Source organism: Comamonas sp. GCA5, assembly GCF_036541385.1.
Classification (GTDB): Bacteria; Pseudomonadota; Gammaproteobacteria; order Burkholderiales; family Burkholderiaceae_C; genus Comamonas; species Comamonas aquatica.
This window is the reverse complement of record NZ_JAZHFR010000022.1, coordinates 1-16,341: the sequence shown is the minus strand read 5'-3', so window position 1 is coordinate 16,341 and position 16,341 is coordinate 1. Positions and strand designations below refer to the sequence as shown.

The following is a 16,341-nucleotide window of genomic DNA, read 5'->3' as shown; positions in this document are numbered from 1 at the left end:
TGGTGCCTTGTCGACACAGCTGGCTGTTTACCAGCTCGAGCACTACAACATCCGCTATCGCCCCGATGCCACCAACCAGCCCACCGTGTGGGCGATCCGTGGCAAGGAGCGCTCGCGCGGGGTGGAACTCAGCGCCTCGGGGCGCGTGGCCTCCAGCTGGTATGTGCGCGGTGGCGTGGGCCTGATGAGTGCCAAAGTGGTGGAAGACCAGCAGGCCCCTGCGAATGTCGGCCTGGATCTGCAGAACACCGCCAAGCGCAATGGCAATTTGTTCGTGCGCTATGCACCGTCCGGCCCCTGGTACGGGGAGTTGGGGGTGACCTACACCAGCGCCCGCTGGAGCAATGCGGCCAACACGGCGCGCCTGCCGGGCTATACCCGCTGGGATGCACTGGTGGGCTGGCGTGCAGCTCCCTGGACGGTGACGATGGCGGTCTCGAACCTGCTGGACACGGAGTACTGGCGCTCCAACGCCATGCCCGGAGCGCCGCGCACGTTCCTGCTGAGTGCGAACTACCAGTTCTGAGTGCGCATCAGACACGGATGCGCTACGTGGCGCATCCCCACAAGCCTGGCGCAATCCCAAGTGGCCAGGCTTTTTGGTTGGTGCAGGCTTCAAGCGCCATCAGGCCTCCGTGTGTGGGCTGTCAGTGCGCCTGCCAGTAGGGTGGCGGGTTGTGGTTGGTGAAAAGGATCTGCCCGGATCTAGCTGGAATGTGCAGGAATGCGGGGTGCATCGATGCTGGAATGGGCAACTTTCGGTGCGGGCACCGCGCCCTCAAAGCTCGCGGCGGATCAGCGCCCCCTTGAACAACACCGGTCCTGTGGGCCCCATGCTGCTGGGAACGCCGCCCTTGGGCTCCAGGCTGATGGCCAGCGCCGGGATCGTGTGCACATCCTGTTCTTGGGCTTTGAGCTCGTCCAGCTTGCCCTGGCCCAGGACGCCCAGGGACCGTGGGGCGCCTTGCTGTGGCAAGGCCCACAGTTGCAAGGATTGGTTGTCGGCTTCCTGGAATCCTCCCACGCGCTGCAGCACGAGCTGGTCGTGTCGGGCATCAAACGTCACCAGCACCGAGGCATCTGCCTTGGCATCGGCCAACACCGCCACATACCGGATCTGCGGCGTCGCCTGCAAGGCCGCCTGTGTGCTCTGGAGCTGCGTTTGCAGCAAAGCCAGCTGCTGCCGTGTGCTGTGCTGCAGGCCCTGGTGCGACCACAGTCCCAGCGCAACTGCTGCCACCGTGGCAAAGCTGCCGGCCAGCGCCCAGCCACGCCACCATGTCAATGCCCGCGCCGCCTGCCTGGACGTTCCGGCCTGGCGCTGCGCGCTCCACAGGGCATTCGACGTCTCGGCTTGCACCAGGTTGTGGATGCGGGTCCAGACCGCTGCATCGGGCACCACCGGCGCTTGGACTTCCCCGAAAGCCGACCAGCGCCCCTGCCACAGCAGTGCCGCGGCGCGCACCTGGGGGTATTCCCGGGCCAGTTGCTCGAAACGCCGGCGGGCCCCTCCGCGCAGGCTGCCCAGTGCGTAAGCGGCTGCCAACTGGTCAAGCAGTTGTGGATTGCGTGTCAGGTTCATGGGTGAGGCTCCAGGGGCTCAAACATGGCGCGCCATGCACTTGCGCAACTGCTCCAGGCTGCGGCGCATCCATGTCTTGACCGTGCCCAAAGGCAATTTCAGGTAGCTGGCCAGTTCGCTGTGACTGAGATCCTTCAGGTACGCCAGGCTGACCACCTGGCGCTGGGCATCTTCCAGGCGCTGCATGCACTGGTGCAGCACGGCGGCTTGCTCACTGGCTTCGACCAGTTGCATCGGCCCCTGCGCCTGTGGGTCCTGCGGCAGCTCCTCCATGTCTTCGATGGGAACATTCAGGTGCAAGCGCTCCGCACGGCGTCTGCGCAAAAAGTCCAGGGCCCTGCTGCGCACCAGCATGCCCATCCACGCCAATGGCGGACTCAGCGAGTCGCGGTAGGTCCCGGCATTGCGCCAGATGCCCAGAAAGCTCTCTTGCAGCACATCCTCGGCCCACTCCTTGTTGCCCACGATGCGCAGTGCCAGGCCATACAGCCGCGATGCGGTCTGGTCGTACAGCTGTTTGAGCGCCGCTTCGTCCCGGGCGGCTATGCGGTCTAGGAATTCCATCAGTTGCTGGTCCGGTGTGGTGGCGTTCATGCCGCCATTGTGATGAGAAGCACCTGCTTGTTGGGGCGCTGTTGCATTGCCGCCAACGCAGCTTGCAGGCCTTGTCTTTGGGCATATACGCAGCATCCGGGCGATTGGATGCACGCGCAGTAGCAAAAAATTCTTAAAAACTTGAATCCATTGATGCCACGGCTGCGTATTCCCTACGTCGAACACACCAATTCGTCGACACAGCCCCATCATCAACAAGGAGTCACCATGAGCAGTAATTTGGTTGAAGGCCGTTTCTCCACGACCGCCTCGCGGCGAGGATTTCTGGGAGCCACCGGCAGCTTGTCGGCCGTGGCGGTCGCCATGCTGGCCGGCAACGAGGCCCTGGCGCAGGGCATGGGCAACGATCCCGCCAAGGACGTCGCCATCCTGAACGTGGCCCTGGGGCTGGAGCATGAAGCCATCAATGCCTACCAGTTGGGCGCGGGCAGTGGTCTATTGCAAAAACCTGCACTGGATGTGGCCCTGCTGTTCCAGAGCCATCACAAGGGACACCGCGACGCACTCGTCGCCACCATCCAGACGCTGGGGGGGCAGCCCGGTCGCCGAAGCGCCGCTGCAGACCTACGCGGAATCGCTGAAGGCCGCCACGCTGAAAAGCCAGGCCGACGTGCTGGCGCTGGCGGCCAGGCTGGAACTGGGTGCCACCAATGCCTACCTGGGCGTTATTCCCGCGTTCGAGCACCGTGATCTGGCCAAGGTCGCAGGCCGCCTGGCGGCCGATGAAGCCATGCACTACACCGCGCTGTTGTCGGCGCTGGGCCGTTCCTTGCCGAGCAATCCCTTGTCCTTCGGCGGCTGACAGGCCGCTTCCCCGCACCCGGCCGACCGGCCGGATGCCTTGATTCACTTCATCGTTCCAGGAAATCATCATGCAACATCAACGCGTACCCTTTTCGACGGCCCTGGGTGTAGCGGCCCTGGTGCTCAGCGCATGTGCACCCATGCAGCGGCATCCCACTTTTTCGCAGGCGCAATTGCCAGCACCCGTGCAGGTGCCGGCTGGCCATCAAGTGGTCATGGAAACCGTGGGCGTGGGCCACATCACTTATGAATGCCGCGCCAAGAAAGACATGCCCAGCGAGCACGAATGGGTCTTTGTGGGCCCCGATGCCAAGCTGCAAACCCGCGGCGGCGAGGTGATCGGCAAATACTGGGGGCCGCCTGCGACGTGGGAGAACAACGATGGCTCCAAAGTCACTGCCACGCAGGTCGCGGTCTCGCCGGCCGGGGCGGGCAACATTCCATTGCAACTGGTCAAGGCCAATCCAGCCAGTGGCATGGGCGCCATGCAGGGGGTGACGTACATCCAGCGCGTGGCGACCAAGGGCGGTGTGGCGCCCAGCATGGCTTGCGGGGCAAGTAGCGTGGGCAGCAAGCAGGTCGTGCCCTACCAGGCGGACTATATTTTCTGGAAGACGTCCTGATCGGCCGTGCCCGCGGCGCATGTTCTAGGATCCAGCCCTTACCTGCGCCGCAGGGCTGCTGCACGCCGGCAAAGGACCTACCGCGCTAGCATCCGAATGGCTGGGGTAGTGAGAGAGAGGGCGTAGAACGATCTGCGCTCATCTCGCTTTTGCGGGTGCTATGCGCTCGGGCACCATGCTTACTGCCTCGGGCGTGGGCAGCAATTCCTGCTGCAGGTGGGTGCGAAAGGCCTGGGCCGAGGGGCCCAGCACCCTGTCGCGGCGCTGCAGGAAACCCAGCGTGCGCCAGAGGTCGGGTTCCGTCAGCGGAATGGCGCACAAATTCGGGTGGTCTGGCCGCAAGGCCAAATGAGGAATGGCACTCAGCCCCAAGCCGGCTTCCACCAAGGCCAGGGCGCCGGCCACGTGGTTGCACTGGTACCAAGCCACGGGTTGGTGCGGCAGTTCGGCCATGACCTGGTCCAGCAGCAACCGGTTCCCGCTTTTGTGCGACACCGACACCAGGCGCTGGCCTGACAGTTCGGCCCAGTGGATATGGGGGCGGGCGGCCCAGGGGTGGCTGCGCGGCATGGCCAGCATGTAGCGCTCCCGTGTCAGGGCTTCAAACCGCAGCGACGATTCCTGGCTGCCGGTGAAGCTGATGCCGAAGTCGGCATCCCCTTTGAGTACGGCGTCCAGCACCTGGGGGGCACTTTCATCGATGACATGCACCTGGACGTCGGGCTGCTGCACGGCAAACTTTGCCAGCAGGTTGGGGAGCAAATTGATGGCCACGGACGGAATGCAGGCGATGGACACGCGCCCGCGGCGCAGTTTTTGCTGGTCGTTCACGCGCTGGATGGCCTCTTCCAGGCCGGCTAGGGCGGCCCGCGCCTCTTGCAGGAATTCCTGGCCAATCGCCGTCAATTCCACGTGCCGGGTGGTGCGTTCCAGCAGGCGTGCTCCCACGGCCGCCTCCAGGCGTTCGACGCGACGGCTCAATGCCGGCGGCGACAGGAACAGGGCATCCGCAGCGTGGCGAAAGCTGGCTTTTTCGGCAGTCACCACAAAGGCGATCAGCTCGCCCATGTCGAATTTGATGCGTTGCATGCAATAGTCTCTTTATAAATTGCAATTCACAGAATATTGTCCTCTGCCTAGGATGCGGGCTTTTACAAAGCCGTCAAAGCCCGGCAATTCTGGAGACAAAATGAAACGACGCACATTGCTTGCGACCGGGGCCCTGGCCGCGGGTGCCTGCCTTGCCACGAACCTGGCGCATGCACAGGACTTCCCTCCCAAAAAAGCGGTGACCTTGGTGGTGGGGTTTGCGGCAGGCGGCTCGGCCGACATTGCCGCCCGGGTGATTGCCAAGAAACTCGGCGAAAACATCGGCCAATCCGTGATCGTGGAAAACAAGCCCGGTGCCGGCGGCAACCTGGCCCATGGCCAGGTGGCGAATGGCCCTGCGGACGGCTCCATGCTGCTGTTTGGCTCCATCGGCCCCTTGAGCATTTCTCCCCACTTCATGAAGGTCAGCTACGACCCGCTCAAGGATTTGGCGCCGATCACGATGGGGGTGACCTTCCCGAATGTGCTGGTGGTGCCGGCCAGCACCGGCATCAAGAGCCTGGGCGAGTTTGTGGCCAAGGCCAAGCGTGAACCGGGCAAGTTGGACTTCGCCTCCACAGGCCCGGGCTCGGCCGCCCACCTGGCGGGCGAGTTGCTCAACGATGTCGCCAAGATCGATACCGTGCACGTGCCTTACAAGGGCGGGGCGCCTGCGCTGCAGGACGTGCTCGGTGGGCGTGTCACGTCGTTCTATGCGGCACCTCCCACGGCGCTGCCGCACATCGAATCGGGCAAGCTGATTCCGCTGGCCACCACGGGCCTGAGCCGGCCTGCCTACCTGCCGAATGTGCCCACCGTGGCCGAAAGCTACCCAGGCTTCAACGCCACCAACTGGTACGCCTTTGTGGCTTCCGCCAAAACGCCCAAGGCCCTGCTGGACCGCTGGAACACCGAGCTGGTCAAGGTCTTGAACACCCCCGAGGTGCGCGACAACCTGCTCAAGCACGGCCAGACCGCAGCACCAGGGACGCGCGAAGAACTGGGCAGCTTCATCGCCGCCGAGCATGCGAAGTGGGGCCGCATCATCCGCGAGCGCAAGATCTCGGCCGATTGATGGTCTGCAGCGACAACTGACAACAACACAGGAGACATTCCATGCACACCATCACTCACAAGCATGCCGTATCCCGGCGTGGCGCTGTCCGCAGCTTCCTGGGCCTGCTGGCGGGCGCAGGCCTGGCCGTCAGCGCCTTGTGCACCACGGTCGTCCATGCCGCGGAAATCCGGGTGGTGACCTCCGGCGGGTTTTCGGCCGCGTACGACCAACTGATCCCGCTCTACGAGCAGGCCACAGGGCACAAAGTGATCACCTCACGTGGCGCCTCGATCGGCAATGCGCCCGATTCCATCCCCAGCCGCCTGGCGCGGGGCGAGCAGTTCGATATCGTGATCCTGGCTGACTCGGCCCTGGACCAGTTCATTCAGCAAGGCAAGGTGAAGACCGGCAGCCGTGTGGATCTGGCGCGCTCCATGATCGGTATGAGCGTGCGCAAAGGCACGCCCAAGCCTGACATCAGCAGCGTCGAGGGACTCAAGCAGACCTTGCTGGATGCAAAGTCGATCGCTTATTCCGCCAGTGCGAGCGGGACGTACCTGTCCAACGAACTGTTTCCACGCCTGGGCGTGGCCGAGCAGATCAAGTACAAGGCCACCAAGATCTACAGCGAACGCGTGGGGGCCGTCGTGCTGCGCGGGGATGCTGAAATTGGCTTCCAGCAGGTCAGCGAACTCTTGCCATTCAAGGAGCTGGAGTTCGTCGGCCCTTTGCCTGAGGAAGTTCAGCAACGAGTCTTCTTTTCCGCCGGGGTCGCTGAAGGTGCTGCGGACACGGCCGTGGCCTCGCATTTGATCCGCTTCCTGGCCGCGCCTGCCGCAGCGCCCATCGTGCGCAGCACTGGCATGGAGCCCGCAGCCGCTGCGGCACGTTGAACCCCCAGATTGCCGGAAGGTGAGCCGCTCGGGTTGTGCCGCCCGCGGCCCCTGACCCAGCCGGTCAGCCCGTCAATGGCGGTCTCGCTGACCACCTGTGACCTGCACAGGTGGTCAGTTTTTTTGGGGGGCAGGATGCCGAGTGCTATCGTTTCTAGTAGCAAGCACGGCTCGAACGCACAGGCGTTGCGCTTCCTTGCAGGGTCGCTGAGAACATCCCTGTCCTCGTCGCCTGTGTGCTGTCCCAAGCCCTGTGGTGTTGGGTCGCATGCACGGCATGGCTGCTTGCAGTCCGGTTAGCAGGCAGTTTTATCAAACAATAATTCAACAAATGTTGTATTATTGGCTTATGCAAGAAGCACAAGTCATTCGATCCCTGGCGGCGCTGGCCCACGAGGCACGCTTGCGTGTGTTCCGGGCACTGGTGGTCGCAGGCCCCGAGGGGCTGACGCCCAGCGCCTTGGCCGAGCAGCTGGGAATTGCTCCCAATGCCCTGTCGTTCCACCTCAAGGAGCTGTTCCACGCCGAGCTGGTCAGCCAGGAGCGCCTGGGTCGCAATGTGCTGTACCGGGCCGCGTTCCCTGCGATGAACGGATTGCTTGCGTACATGACCGAAAACTGCTGTCAAGGCGCGGCCTGCACGCCGGCCGGGGCCGCGTCCTGCCACTGCTGAAGGAGCTGACGATGAAACGCTTTCATGTCCACCTGCACGTCGATGATCTGGCCCAGAACATCGCCTTCTATACCCAGCTGTTTGGCGCAGCACCAGCACGCGTGGAGTGCGACTACGCCAAATGGATGCTGAACGATCCCCGCGTGAATTTCGCCATCTCCACGCGTGGTCACCACCCGCCGGGTCTGGACCATCTGGGTTTTCAGGTGGATGCCAAGGAGGAGCTGGCCGACCTCAAGGCGCGTGCGCAGGCCGCGGACATGGCTGTGTTGGACGAGGGCAGCACCACCTGCTGCTACGCACGCAGTGACAAGCACTGGATCACCGATCCCCAGGGGATTGCCTGGGAACATTTTCATTCGTTGGGAAACATTCCGGTCTTCCACGAAACATCCGACGCAGCGGCCACGAACAGTGCTTGCTGCGCCCCAAAAGCGGCAGCACCTGCACCGGCCACCACCACCAGTTGCTGTGCTCCCCGCTCTGGCTCCAACCCATCGACCTGTTGCTGAGATTTCATGACTTCTGCTCAACCATTGCATGTTCTGTTCCTGTGCACCCACAATTCGGCGCGCAGCATCTTGGCTGAGGCCTTGCTCAACCATCTGGGGCAGGGGCGTTTTCAGGCCTTTTCGGCCGGCAGCAGCCCGCGCGCCAACCAGCAGCCCAACCCCTTGGGCCTGCAGGTGCTGGAGCGGGCCGGCATCGCCACGCAAGGGCTGCACAGCAAGAGCTGGGAGGTGTTTGCCGCCCCTGGGGCGCCCCACATGGACCTGATCATCACGGTCTGCGACAGCGCGGCGGGTGAGGTTTGTCCGATCTGGCCCGGCCATCCCGCCACGGCACACTGGGGCTATGCCGACCCTTCCGCCGGCGACGGCAGCGATGACGCCAAGCTGGAGGCCTTCCGCCAGACCCTGCACCTGATGCGCCAGCGTCTGGAGCTCTTGGTCAACCTGCCGGCGGACAAGCTGGCACGCACATGCCTGCAAGGCACGGCGCGTGCACTGTCTGCCTCTGCCAGCCAGTAACCGGCCGCACTGCTGCAGCAGCGTTCCGAGCGGTCATGCCTCCATATGGGGGAATGGGTGCCCATGCGGAACACTGCGCGGCCGGCCAAGCCCGTTGACCGGCTGTTCCCGATTCCCGGCACCACCATGGTGGTGCCTCGTTTGTTTTCTGAAAAACCCTGCACCATGCTCACGGCCATCCTGATCTTTGTTTTCACCCTGGTGCTGGTCATCTGGCAGCCGCGCGGCCTGGGCATCGGCTGGAGCGCCTCCATCGGTGCCACCATCGCACTGCTGCTGGGCGTGGTGCACCTGGGCGACATTGCCGTGGTTTGGGGCATTGTGTGGAACGCGACGGCCACCTTTGTCGCCATCATCCTCATCAGCCTGCTGCTGGATGAGGCGGGATTCTTCGAATGGGCAGCCTTGCACGTGGCCCGCTGGGGGGGCGGGCGGGGCCTGCGGCTGTTTGCCTTCATCGTGCTGCTGGGGGCGGTGGTGTCGGCGCTGTTTGCCAACGATGGCGCTGCGCTCATCCTGACGCCCATCGTCATGGCCATGCTGATGGCACTGGGCTTTTCCCCAGCGGCCACGCTGGCCTTCGTGATGGCGGCGGGTTTCATCGCCGACACCGCCAGCCTGCCACTGATCGTGTCCAACCTGGTGAACATCGTGTCGGCCGACTTCTTCCAGATCGGTTTCAACGCCTACGCGGCCGTGATGGTGCCAGTCAACATCGCCTCGGTGCTGGCCAGCCTGGTGGTGCTGATGCTGTGCTTTGGCCGCAGCATCCCGGCCCGGTATGAGCTGGCGCAGCTCAAGGCCCCGGCCGATGCCATCCGCGACCCGGCCACCTTCCGTGCCGGCTGGGTGGTGCTGGTGCTGCTGCTGGTCGGCTTCTTTGGCCTGGAGCCGCTGGGCGTGCCGGTCAGCGCCGTGGCGGCGGTGGCCGCGGCCCTGCTGCTCGCGGTGGCCGCGCGCGGCGCGGTCATCAGCACCCGCAAGGTGCTGCGCGGGGCGCCCTGGCAGATCGTCGTGTTCTCGCTGGGCATGTACCTGGTGGTCTATGGCCTGCGCAATGCCGGGCTGACGGATGAGCTTGCCGGCTGGCTGGACTGGTTTGCGCAGGGCGGCATCTGGGGCGCGGCCCTGGGCACCGGGCTGCTGTCGGCGCTGCTGTCATCGGTCATGAACAACCTGCCCACGGTGCTGATCGGGGCCTTGTCCATCGATGCCTCCGGCGCCACCGGGCTGGTCAAGGAGGCCATGGTCTACGCCAACGTGATCGGCTGCGACCTGGGGCCCAAGATCACACCGATTGGCAGCCTGGCCACCTTGCTGTGGCTGCATGTGCTGGCGCAAAAGGGCCGCACGATTGGCTGGGGCTACTACTTCAAGGTGGGTGCGGTGCTGACACTGCCGGTGCTGCTGGTCACGCTGTCGGCCCTGGCCGTGGTGCTGGGCGCCCGGGCCTGAGTTCCAAGGCCCGGTGCCGGCCCGTGCGCCGGGCGTTCACTGGCGCAGGTCGGCAAACACCTGCGCCCAGTCGCTGTCTTGCAGCGGCAGCAGGTCCATGAAGCGCAGCATCAGCGCACCTTCCAGCGCGCACAGACGCAGGATCTCCTGGCGGCCTTCGGGGGTGGCGGCCGACAGCTGGTCGAACACCTGGGCATACCAGGCGCGCAGGCAGGCGCGGCTTTCCGGCTCCTGGGTGATGGCCAGCGAGAAGGCCGCAATCCGCTGGTTCACGGCCGAAGCCGCCGTGGTCACAGCATCCACATAGGCATTCACCGACGAGGCGCCTTCGGCCCGGGCGCTGTCGAAGCGCGCCTGGTAGCCGCTGTCCAGGTGCTCATAGAGCGCCGCCAGCAGGCCTTCCTTGGTGCCGAAGGTGTTTTGCACACCGCCCTTGCTGACCCCGGCCGCCTTGGCGATGGCGTCGAAAGACAGGGCGGCCGCGCCGCGCGCCACGATGATCTGCTCGGCGGCTTCAAGCAGGCGGGCTTTGTCGATGGAAGGTTTTCGGGCCATGGCAGTGGGGCAGGAAATAAAAATACGAACGCATTACAATGCGGTCGTATTTTAATTGAATGTGGGACACATGGAGAGACCCTTTCAAAATCGCTGGCTGACGCTGGCGATTGTTTCCGCGGCCTTGTTCCTGGTCGTGATCGACATTACGGTGCTGTACACCGCATTGCCCAGCCTGGCTCAGGCCCTGCGCACCACGGCCTCCGAGAAGCTGTGGATCCTGAACGCCTACTCCCTGGTCATGGCCGGGCTGATGCCGGTGCTGGGCGCACTGGGCGACCGCATCGGGCACCGCCGCATCTTCATCGCCGGCATGGTCGTGTTTGGCGTGGCCTCCATGCTGGCGGCCCTGGCGACGACCTCCGCGGTGCTGATCGGCGCGCGGGTGCTGCTGGCGATCGGTGGCGCCGCCATGCTGCCGGCGACCATCGCCATTATCCGGGTGACGTTCCAGGACCCGCGCGAGCTGGCGCTGGCCATCGGCATCTGGGCCGCAATCGCCTCCGGTGGCGCGGCTGTAGGGCCGTTGCTGGGCGGCGCCTTGCTGGAGCATTTCTGGTGGGGCTCGGTGTTCCTGATCAACGTGCCCATCATCGCCGTGGCCACACTGCTGGCGCTGCGCTACGTGCCGGTGCGTCCGGGCAATGCCGCCATCACCATCGACCTGCCCAGTTGTGGCTTGAGCATGGTCGGCATCATCGCGCTGGCCTATGGCATCAAGGAGCTGGCCAAGCCCGGCGGCAGCGCCGCGCTGGCCCTGGGCATGCTGGTGCTGGGCGGCGCCACGCTGGGGGGCTTCGTGCGCCGGCAGCTGCGGCTGGAGCGCCCGCTGATCGACCTGCGCCTGCTGGCCCAGGCGCCGATTGCCACCGGCATGCTGGTGGCGCTGGTGGCGTCCATGACCCTGATCGGCTTCGAGCTGGTGCTCAGCCAGCGGCTGCAGCTGGTGGTGGGCAAGAGCCCGCTGGAGGCCGGGGCCTTCGTGCTGCCGATTTCGCTGGGCTCGTTCTTTGCCGGGCCGCTGGCCGGCGCGGTGATCGGCCGCATCGGCTGCGTGCGCGTGATTGCCGCCGGGCTGGCGATGACGGCCCTGGGCATCGTCGGCTATCTGCTGCTGCGCGACGGCAGTGTGCTGGCACAGGTGCTGGTGCTGACGGTCTGCGGCATCGGCATCGGCGCCAGCCTGACGGCGTCCAGCACCCTGGTGATGAGCAATGTCTCGGAAGACCGCGCCGGCATGGCCGGCTCCGTGGAGGGCGCGGCCTACGAGTTTGGTGGCGGTTTTGGCGTGACCATCTTCGGCTCGCTGATGACGGCGGTCTACGTGTCCACGGTGGACCGCCTGGGCTTTGCCGTGCAGGCGGGCGGCAGCCTGGATGAGGCGCATGCCCACGCCCGTGCCCACCCCGAGGCGCAGGCCATGCTGCAGGCGGCGATGCAGGCGTTCGAGACGTCCTTCACCTGGGTCAGCGTGGCCGTGGCGGCCATCCTGCTGGCCCTGGTGCTGGCCGTGCTGGGCCAGCGGCGCAGACTGGGCGCAGCGGGTGAAGCGCCCCGCGTGGCCGCGCATTGATCCAAAAAAAGAGCTGCCAGCGCAGGCCCACATTGGGTTTCAGCGATAAAACAGCTGAAAACCCTTGTGGCACGAGCGCTGACAGCTCTTTTCAGAGTAGCGGCCCCGGCTGTCCAGCCCTTGGCCGCGGCCCGGTGGCTCAGCGGGCGCCGCTGATGTCCATGTCCTGCAGCTGGATGAAGCGCGTGCCCTTGCCCAGCTTGTAGCCCCACCAGATCGCCAGGAACAGCGGGATGCCGATGTAGGTGGCGATCACGCCGGTCCAGTCGATGGTCTCGGCCAGGAAGGCCTGGTAGTTCTGGCCCAGGGTGATGATCAGGCACAGCGCGAACGCAAAGATGGGCCCGATGGGGAAGGCCGCAGCGCGGTAGGGCAGTTGGTGCGTGTCAAAGCCCTGCACCTCGCAGGCGCGGCGGAAGCGGTAGTGGCTGATGGCAATGCCCAGCCAGGCGATGAAGCCGCACATGCCCGACAGGTTCAGCAGCCAGATGTAGACCGACTCGGGGCTGAACACATTGGTGAAGAAGCACAGGGCCGCGATCACGGTGGTGGCGATCAGCGCCATGATGGGCACGCCGCGCGCATTCACGCGGGCGAAGATCTTGGGCGCCATGTTCTGCTGCGCCAGGGCGTACAGCATGCGCGTGGAGGCGTACATGCCGGAGTTGCCGGCCGACAGCACCGAGGTCAGCACCACGGCATTCATCACCGCCGCTGCGCCCAGCAGGCCGGCGTGCTCGAACACCAGGGTGAAGGGGCTGACGCTGATGTCGCCCAGGTCGTTGCGCAGCAACTGCGGGTCGGTGTAGGGGATCAGCAGGCCGATGATCAGGATGGAGAAGACGTAGAACAGCAGGATGCGCCAGAACACCTTGCGCACCGCGCGGGGCACGTTCTGGGCGGGGTTCTCGGACTCGCCGGCGGCAATGCCGATCAGCTCCGTGCCCTGGAAGGAGAAGCCCACGATCATGGCCACGCCGATCAGCGCCGCAAAACCGCCGGCAAACGGCGCGTCGCCGGCCGTGAAGTTGGCGATGTTGCCCCACAGGCCGTCGGGGGCGCCGCCGGTCAGGATGCCGAAGACCATCAGCAGGCCCACGCCGATGAAGACCAGCACGGTCACCACCTTGATGGCGGCAAACCAGAACTCGGATTCGCCGAAGCCCTTGGACGACAGCGAGTTCAGGCCGAACATCAGCGCCAGGAAGATTGCGCTCCACAGCAGGCCGTTGACGCCGGGGAACCAGTAGGCCATCACCAGCTGCGCGGCCACCAGGTCCACGGCAATCGTCACCGCCCAGTTGTACCAGTAGTTCCAGCCCAGGGCGAAGCCGAAGCCCTCGTCCACGTACTTGGCGCCGTAGGTGGCGAACGAGCCCGAGACGGGCAGGTGCGAGGCCATCTCGCCCAGGCTGGTCATCAGGAAGTAGACCATCAGGCCGATCACACAGTAGGCCAGCAGCGCGCCGCCGGGGCCGGCCTGCGAGATGGTGGCGCCCGAGGCCACGAACAGCCCGGTGCCGATGGAGCCGCCAATGGCGATCATGGACATGTGCCGGGCCTTGAGGCCCCGGCGCAGGGAAGACACTTGCGAGTCAGCAGACATAGAAAGGGGGGAAATCCGTTGCAATCACCCGGCGGGCCCGTGGGGCCGACCGGACAGGCCCACAAAAAAGCCGCACTGCTGCGGCCTTGGCGGTGGCGTAAGGGGCTGGATTTTGGGCGATGGCCGACCTCTTGTGTGGCGATGGCGTTAATGACCCTACAGCCAGTTAAGAGAAGCTAACGCGCCGCCCCTTTCTCGAAGCAGCGCGACCGGAGGTTGTTGTGCAAAATGGACTGTAGCGCGCATGCAGTCTGCGCAGGCTGCTCTGCTTTTTCGCCACGGCAGCGCCGCAGGGGCCCGGCCTCAGGGCAGCAGCTGGATGGGCATTTCCACCAGCAGGCGGATCTGGTCGATGTTGGCTTCGCCCTGCGTCCGGTTGGCGCGGTGCACGCTGTAGCGCAACTGCAGCGCCATGCCCTTGGTCATGCCTTGCTGCACGGTGTAGCGCAGCAGCAGGTCGCGCTCCCAGTGCTTGCCGCCGCTGCCGCTGTAGCCCAGGTAGTTGGCGTAGACGCTGTTGAGGTGGCGGTGGTCGATGCCCGAGCCGCGCGTGTAGGCCACGCCCGCGCTCAGCCCGGGGGCGAGTAGGGGGCCCAGGTCCACGTCGTACTTGAGCTGCCAGGAGGCTTCGCGCGGGCCGTTGAAGTCGGACAGCTGCATGGCGTTGTCCAGCCAGATGGAGCCGCGGTTCACATAGTCGAACGGGTTGTCACCCTGCACCTTCTGGTAGCCCAGCCCCAGCTTGTGCGGGCCGAAGGCGTAGCTGCCCATCAGGCTCCAGGTGGTGGTGTCGATGTGGCCGGCCCGCGCCTGGCCGGTATCGGTGTTGCGGTACAGGTTCAGGTTGAACGCCAGCTTGCGCTGCTCGGCCAGTGGCAGCTGGTAGGCACTACCCAGGTACCAGGTGTTCCAGTGCTCGGCATAGCGGCCGTAGTAGCTGCTGACGGACAGGTGGGGGACGGGGGTGGTCCAGGTGCCGCCCAGGAAGCTGAAGGCATCGCCGGGGCTGCCGGCATAGTTGGCCAGCAGCCGGCCCCCGTTCTGGCGCGCGTTGCGGTCGCTCCAGCGCGTGAAGCGGCCGGCCTGCAGGCTCAGGCCGGGCAGGTCGGTGCTGGTGAGCTGCCAGCCGCGGTTGGTCTCGGGCAGCAGGCGGCTGTCGGAGGAGCTGAAGATGGGGTTCTTGGTGCGCATCTCGCCCAGCTTCAGCTCGGTCGAGGCCAGGCGCAGCTTCAGCGCGGCGCCGGCGCGGCCAAAGCGGTCGGCAATGTCTGCACCGTCCTTGGCCACATAGCGCGGCGTGGCACGGGCGCTGTCGGCCTGGGTGTCCAGGTTCAGGGCGCCATAGGCGTGGGCATCCAGGCCGACGCCCACCAGGCCGCGCGTGTAGCCCGATTGGTAGTTCAGCATCAGCCCGTAGGCCGATTCCTGGGCCTGGGTCTGGCCGCGCAGCCCGTTCGTGGCGCGGAAGCTGCTGCCTTTTTGGTAGTCCAGCTGCTCCCACACCACGCGGTTCAGCAGGCCCAGGCGGCTGCCGGCGACAAAGCCCTGGGCCTCGTCCTGGGCGCTGGCCTGGGCGTTGGCGGCGGCGCACAGCAAGGCGGCGCCCAGGGCGGAAAGGGGGGAGATCTTGCAAGGCATGGGGTCGGGTCCGGGAGAGGTGGGGGGCGCTGCCGCTGAAGCTGCAGCGGACAGGTGCTGCAGCCGCGGTACCAGAAATTTCATGAAATACCGCGCCAGCCCGCATGGGGTCTGCGCAGGATGCTCTTTTATTTGGTGCCGGCCTGGGCGCGCGCCACAATCGCCTGGAAGCGCTGCTGCGCCTGCGGCGGCACCGCCTCAGGCACGGCCAGGGCGGACAGCGGGGCCTCGCCGACCTGGATCAGCATCACCATGCCCATGGCGTAATGCGGCAGGCATTTGACGCCGTACAGCCCGGGTTCGGTCAGCGTGACGGTGATCTCCTGGTTGACCTTGCCGCGAAACGGCGTGGCCCCGGCGGGCGCCATGCCGTCGATGGAGACCGCATCGTGGCCGCTGCTGGCCACCACGAAGCGGATGGTGTCGCCCGGTGCGGCGCGCACGAATTCCGGCTCGTAGGCCATGGGGCCGTGCGGGCCGCGGTTCAGCATCCGGACCTCCCAGGTCTCGGCGTGGGCCAGGGTGGTGGCACCGCCGCACAGCAGGAGGGCCGCCAGGCGGCTGGGGGGCAGGAGGGTCATGGAGGGGCCTTTCAAACTCAGGGAGCAGGGGGCGCCAGCGGCTGAAAGCGCAGCACGTGGCGGCCGTCCTGGGGGTCGATCAGGGTGCGCGCCTGCACCTGGAAGACGCTGCGCAGCAGTTCGGGGCTGAGCACCTCGGCCGGCGGGCCGAGCTGCACCAGCCGCCCGTGCTGCAGCACCGCCAGCCGGTCGCAGGCCAGGGCCTGGTTCAGGTCGTGCAGCGCCACCACCTTGGTGATGGGCAGGCCCTGGATCAGCTGCATCAGCGACAGCTGCTGGTGGATGTCGAGGTGGTTGGTCGGCTCGTCCAGTAGCAGCACGCCGGGCTGCTGCGCCAGGGCCCGTGCCAGGTGGGCGCGCTGGCGTTCACCGCCCGACAGGGTGCTCCAGGCGCTGTGCGCCTTGGCCTGCAGGCCCACGGCGGCCAGCGACTGGGCCACCACCGCGGCGGTCGTGGCCGACAGCGGCGCAGCGCGGACAGCCAGGGCGTGCGCCCCAGCTTCCACCGCGAGTCCCCAGACGCTGATCGCATCTTGTGTATGGGCCATCTGCGGCACGAAGGCCAG

Annotated in this window: 17 protein-coding genes and 1 pseudogene; 10 read left to right on the top strand and 8 right to left on the bottom strand. The window is 65.8% G+C overall.

What is annotated here, in order from left to right; all coding sequences use genetic code 11:
- Positions 1-7 precede the first annotated feature (7 nt).
- Positions 8-526: a TonB-dependent receptor domain-containing protein gene (locus tag SJH88_RS07630; protein WP_331699465.1), complete on the top strand. Its 519-nt coding sequence runs from the start codon at positions 8-10 to the stop codon at positions 524-526.
- Positions 527-778: 252 nt separating this feature from the next.
- On the opposite strand, the gene SJH88_RS07625 is transcribed toward SJH88_RS07630, so the two are convergent.
- Both SJH88_RS07625 and SJH88_RS07620 read right to left on the bottom strand, forming a co-directional pair.
- On the bottom strand, positions 779-1,582 hold the full coding sequence (locus tag SJH88_RS07625) for an anti-sigma factor (protein ID WP_274754073.1): 804 nt from the start codon (positions 1,580-1,582) through the stop codon (positions 779-781).
- A gap of 18 nt (positions 1,583-1,600) precedes the next feature.
- Positions 1,601-2,176: an RNA polymerase sigma factor gene (locus SJH88_RS07620; protein WP_042412625.1), complete on the bottom strand. Its 576-nt coding sequence runs from the start codon at positions 2,174-2,176 to the stop codon at positions 1,601-1,603.
- Between the two features lie 228 nt (positions 2,177-2,404).
- Here SJH88_RS07620 and SJH88_RS07615 point away from each other — a divergent pair.
- Together SJH88_RS07615 and SJH88_RS07610 are read left to right on the top strand one after the other, a co-directional pair.
- Positions 2,405-2,999: pseudogene (locus SJH88_RS07615) on the top strand (ferritin-like domain-containing protein).
- 70 nt (positions 3,000-3,069) lie between these two features.
- Complete coding sequence (locus SJH88_RS07610; protein WP_260673615.1) at positions 3,070-3,624, top strand: DUF3455 domain-containing protein; 555 nt, start codon at positions 3,070-3,072, stop codon at positions 3,622-3,624.
- 138 nt (positions 3,625-3,762) lie between these two features.
- Here SJH88_RS07610 and SJH88_RS07605 read toward each other — a convergent pair whose 3' ends face one another.
- Entirely contained in the window at positions 3,763-4,713 is a 951-nt protein-coding gene (locus SJH88_RS07605) for a LysR family transcriptional regulator (protein WP_260673614.1), read from the bottom strand.
- A 100-nt stretch (positions 4,714-4,813) separates the two neighbouring features.
- Between SJH88_RS07605 and SJH88_RS07600 the strand changes: the two genes are divergently transcribed.
- From SJH88_RS07600 to SJH88_RS07575, 6 genes are all read left to right on the top strand, one after another.
- On the top strand, positions 4,814-5,788 hold the full coding sequence (locus SJH88_RS07600; protein WP_274754072.1) for a Bug family tripartite tricarboxylate transporter substrate binding protein: 975 nt from the start codon (positions 4,814-4,816) through the stop codon (positions 5,786-5,788).
- 41 nt (positions 5,789-5,829) lie between these two features.
- Positions 5,830-6,663 (top strand): substrate-binding domain-containing protein, encoded by an 834-nt coding sequence (locus SJH88_RS07595; RefSeq protein WP_260673612.1) that lies wholly within the window; start codon positions 5,830-5,832, stop codon positions 6,661-6,663.
- A 349-nt stretch (positions 6,664-7,012) separates the two neighbouring features.
- Positions 7,013-7,336 (top strand): ArsR/SmtB family transcription factor, encoded by a 324-nt coding sequence (locus tag SJH88_RS07590; RefSeq protein WP_274754071.1) that lies wholly within the window; start codon positions 7,013-7,015, stop codon positions 7,334-7,336.
- An 11-nt stretch (positions 7,337-7,347) separates the two neighbouring features.
- Positions 7,348-7,848, top strand: a complete 501-nt coding sequence (locus SJH88_RS07585; protein WP_274754070.1) for an ArsI/CadI family heavy metal resistance metalloenzyme — start codon at positions 7,348-7,350, stop codon at positions 7,846-7,848.
- 6 nt (positions 7,849-7,854) lie between these two features.
- The gene (locus SJH88_RS07580) at positions 7,855-8,367 is read left to right on the top strand and encodes an arsenate reductase ArsC (protein WP_274754069.1); all 513 of its coding nucleotides are present in this window, start codon (positions 7,855-7,857) and stop codon (positions 8,365-8,367) included.
- A gap of 165 nt (positions 8,368-8,532) precedes the next feature.
- A complete protein-coding gene (locus SJH88_RS07575) occupies positions 8,533-9,822 on the top strand; it encodes an arsenic transporter (protein WP_274754068.1) in 1,290 nt (429 codons plus the stop codon).
- 36 nt (positions 9,823-9,858) lie between these two features.
- On the opposite strand, the gene SJH88_RS07570 is transcribed toward SJH88_RS07575, so the two are convergent.
- Positions 9,859-10,377 carry a TetR/AcrR family transcriptional regulator gene (locus tag SJH88_RS07570; protein ID WP_274754067.1) on the bottom strand — a complete coding sequence of 173 codons (519 nt, stop codon included), beginning with the start codon at positions 10,375-10,377 and terminating at the stop codon, positions 9,859-9,861.
- 70 nt (positions 10,378-10,447) lie between these two features.
- Here SJH88_RS07570 and SJH88_RS07565 point away from each other — a divergent pair, with 70 nt between their 5' ends.
- Positions 10,448-11,950 carry an MFS transporter gene (locus SJH88_RS07565; protein WP_274754066.1) on the top strand — a complete coding sequence of 501 codons (1,503 nt, stop codon included), beginning with the start codon at positions 10,448-10,450 and terminating at the stop codon, positions 11,948-11,950.
- Positions 11,951-12,089: 139 nt separating this feature from the next.
- Here SJH88_RS07565 and SJH88_RS07560 read toward each other — a convergent pair whose 3' ends face one another.
- From SJH88_RS07560 to SJH88_RS07545, 4 genes are all read right to left on the bottom strand, one after another.
- Positions 12,090-13,556 (bottom strand): amino acid permease, encoded by a 1,467-nt coding sequence (locus SJH88_RS07560; RefSeq protein WP_043378033.1) that lies wholly within the window; start codon positions 13,554-13,556, stop codon positions 12,090-12,092.
- A gap of 303 nt (positions 13,557-13,859) precedes the next feature.
- Positions 13,860-15,194: an OprD family outer membrane porin gene (locus SJH88_RS07555; protein ID WP_274754065.1), complete on the bottom strand. Its 1,335-nt coding sequence runs from the start codon at positions 15,192-15,194 to the stop codon at positions 13,860-13,862.
- Positions 15,195-15,322: 128 nt separating this feature from the next.
- Positions 15,323-15,775 (bottom strand): pseudoazurin, encoded by a 453-nt coding sequence (locus SJH88_RS07550; RefSeq protein WP_274754064.1) that lies wholly within the window; start codon positions 15,773-15,775, stop codon positions 15,323-15,325.
- A 17-nt stretch (positions 15,776-15,792) separates the two neighbouring features.
- Positions 15,793-16,341 (bottom strand): ABC transporter ATP-binding protein (locus SJH88_RS07545; protein WP_274754063.1); only part of this gene is annotated, 549 nt, incomplete at its 5' end.

What these genes read in the sequence shown, in the direction of transcription:
- SJH88_RS07605 (WP_260673614.1), bottom strand. Translation starts at nt 4,713, where the DNA reads ATGCAACGCATCAAATTCGACATGGGCGAGCTGATCGCCTTTGTGGTG.
- SJH88_RS07585 (WP_274754070.1), top strand. Translation starts at nt 7,348, where the DNA reads ATGAAACGCTTTCATGTCCACCTGCACGTCGATGATCTGGCCCAGAAC.
- SJH88_RS07560 (WP_043378033.1), bottom strand. Translation starts at nt 13,556, where the DNA reads ATGTCTGCTGACTCGCAAGTGTCTTCCCTGCGCCGGGGCCTCAAGGCC.
- SJH88_RS07625 (WP_274754073.1), bottom strand. Translation starts at nt 1,582, where the DNA reads ATGAACCTGACACGCAATCCACAACTGCTTGACCAGTTGGCAGCCGCT.
- SJH88_RS07620 (WP_042412625.1), bottom strand. Translation starts at nt 2,176, where the DNA reads ATGAACGCCACCACACCGGACCAGCAACTGATGGAATTCCTAGACCGC.
- SJH88_RS07610 (WP_260673615.1), top strand. Translation starts at nt 3,070, where the DNA reads ATGCAACATCAACGCGTACCCTTTTCGACGGCCCTGGGTGTAGCGGCC.
- SJH88_RS07550 (WP_274754064.1), bottom strand. Translation starts at nt 15,775, where the DNA reads ATGACCCTCCTGCCCCCCAGCCGCCTGGCGGCCCTCCTGCTGTGCGGC.
- SJH88_RS07570 (WP_274754067.1), bottom strand. Translation starts at nt 10,377, where the DNA reads ATGGCCCGAAAACCTTCCATCGACAAAGCCCGCCTGCTTGAAGCCGCC.
- SJH88_RS07555 (WP_274754065.1), bottom strand. Translation starts at nt 15,194, where the DNA reads ATGCCTTGCAAGATCTCCCCCCTTTCCGCCCTGGGCGCCGCCTTGCTG.
- SJH88_RS07595 (WP_260673612.1), top strand. Translation starts at nt 5,830, where the DNA reads ATGCACACCATCACTCACAAGCATGCCGTATCCCGGCGTGGCGCTGTC.
- SJH88_RS07590 (WP_274754071.1), top strand. Translation starts at nt 7,013, where the DNA reads ATGCAAGAAGCACAAGTCATTCGATCCCTGGCGGCGCTGGCCCACGAG.
- SJH88_RS07575 (WP_274754068.1), top strand. Translation starts at nt 8,533, where the DNA reads ATGCTCACGGCCATCCTGATCTTTGTTTTCACCCTGGTGCTGGTCATC.
- SJH88_RS07580 (WP_274754069.1), top strand. Translation starts at nt 7,855, where the DNA reads ATGACTTCTGCTCAACCATTGCATGTTCTGTTCCTGTGCACCCACAAT.
- SJH88_RS07600 (WP_274754072.1), top strand. Translation starts at nt 4,814, where the DNA reads ATGAAACGACGCACATTGCTTGCGACCGGGGCCCTGGCCGCGGGTGCC.
- SJH88_RS07565 (WP_274754066.1), top strand. Translation starts at nt 10,448, where the DNA reads ATGGAGAGACCCTTTCAAAATCGCTGGCTGACGCTGGCGATTGTTTCC.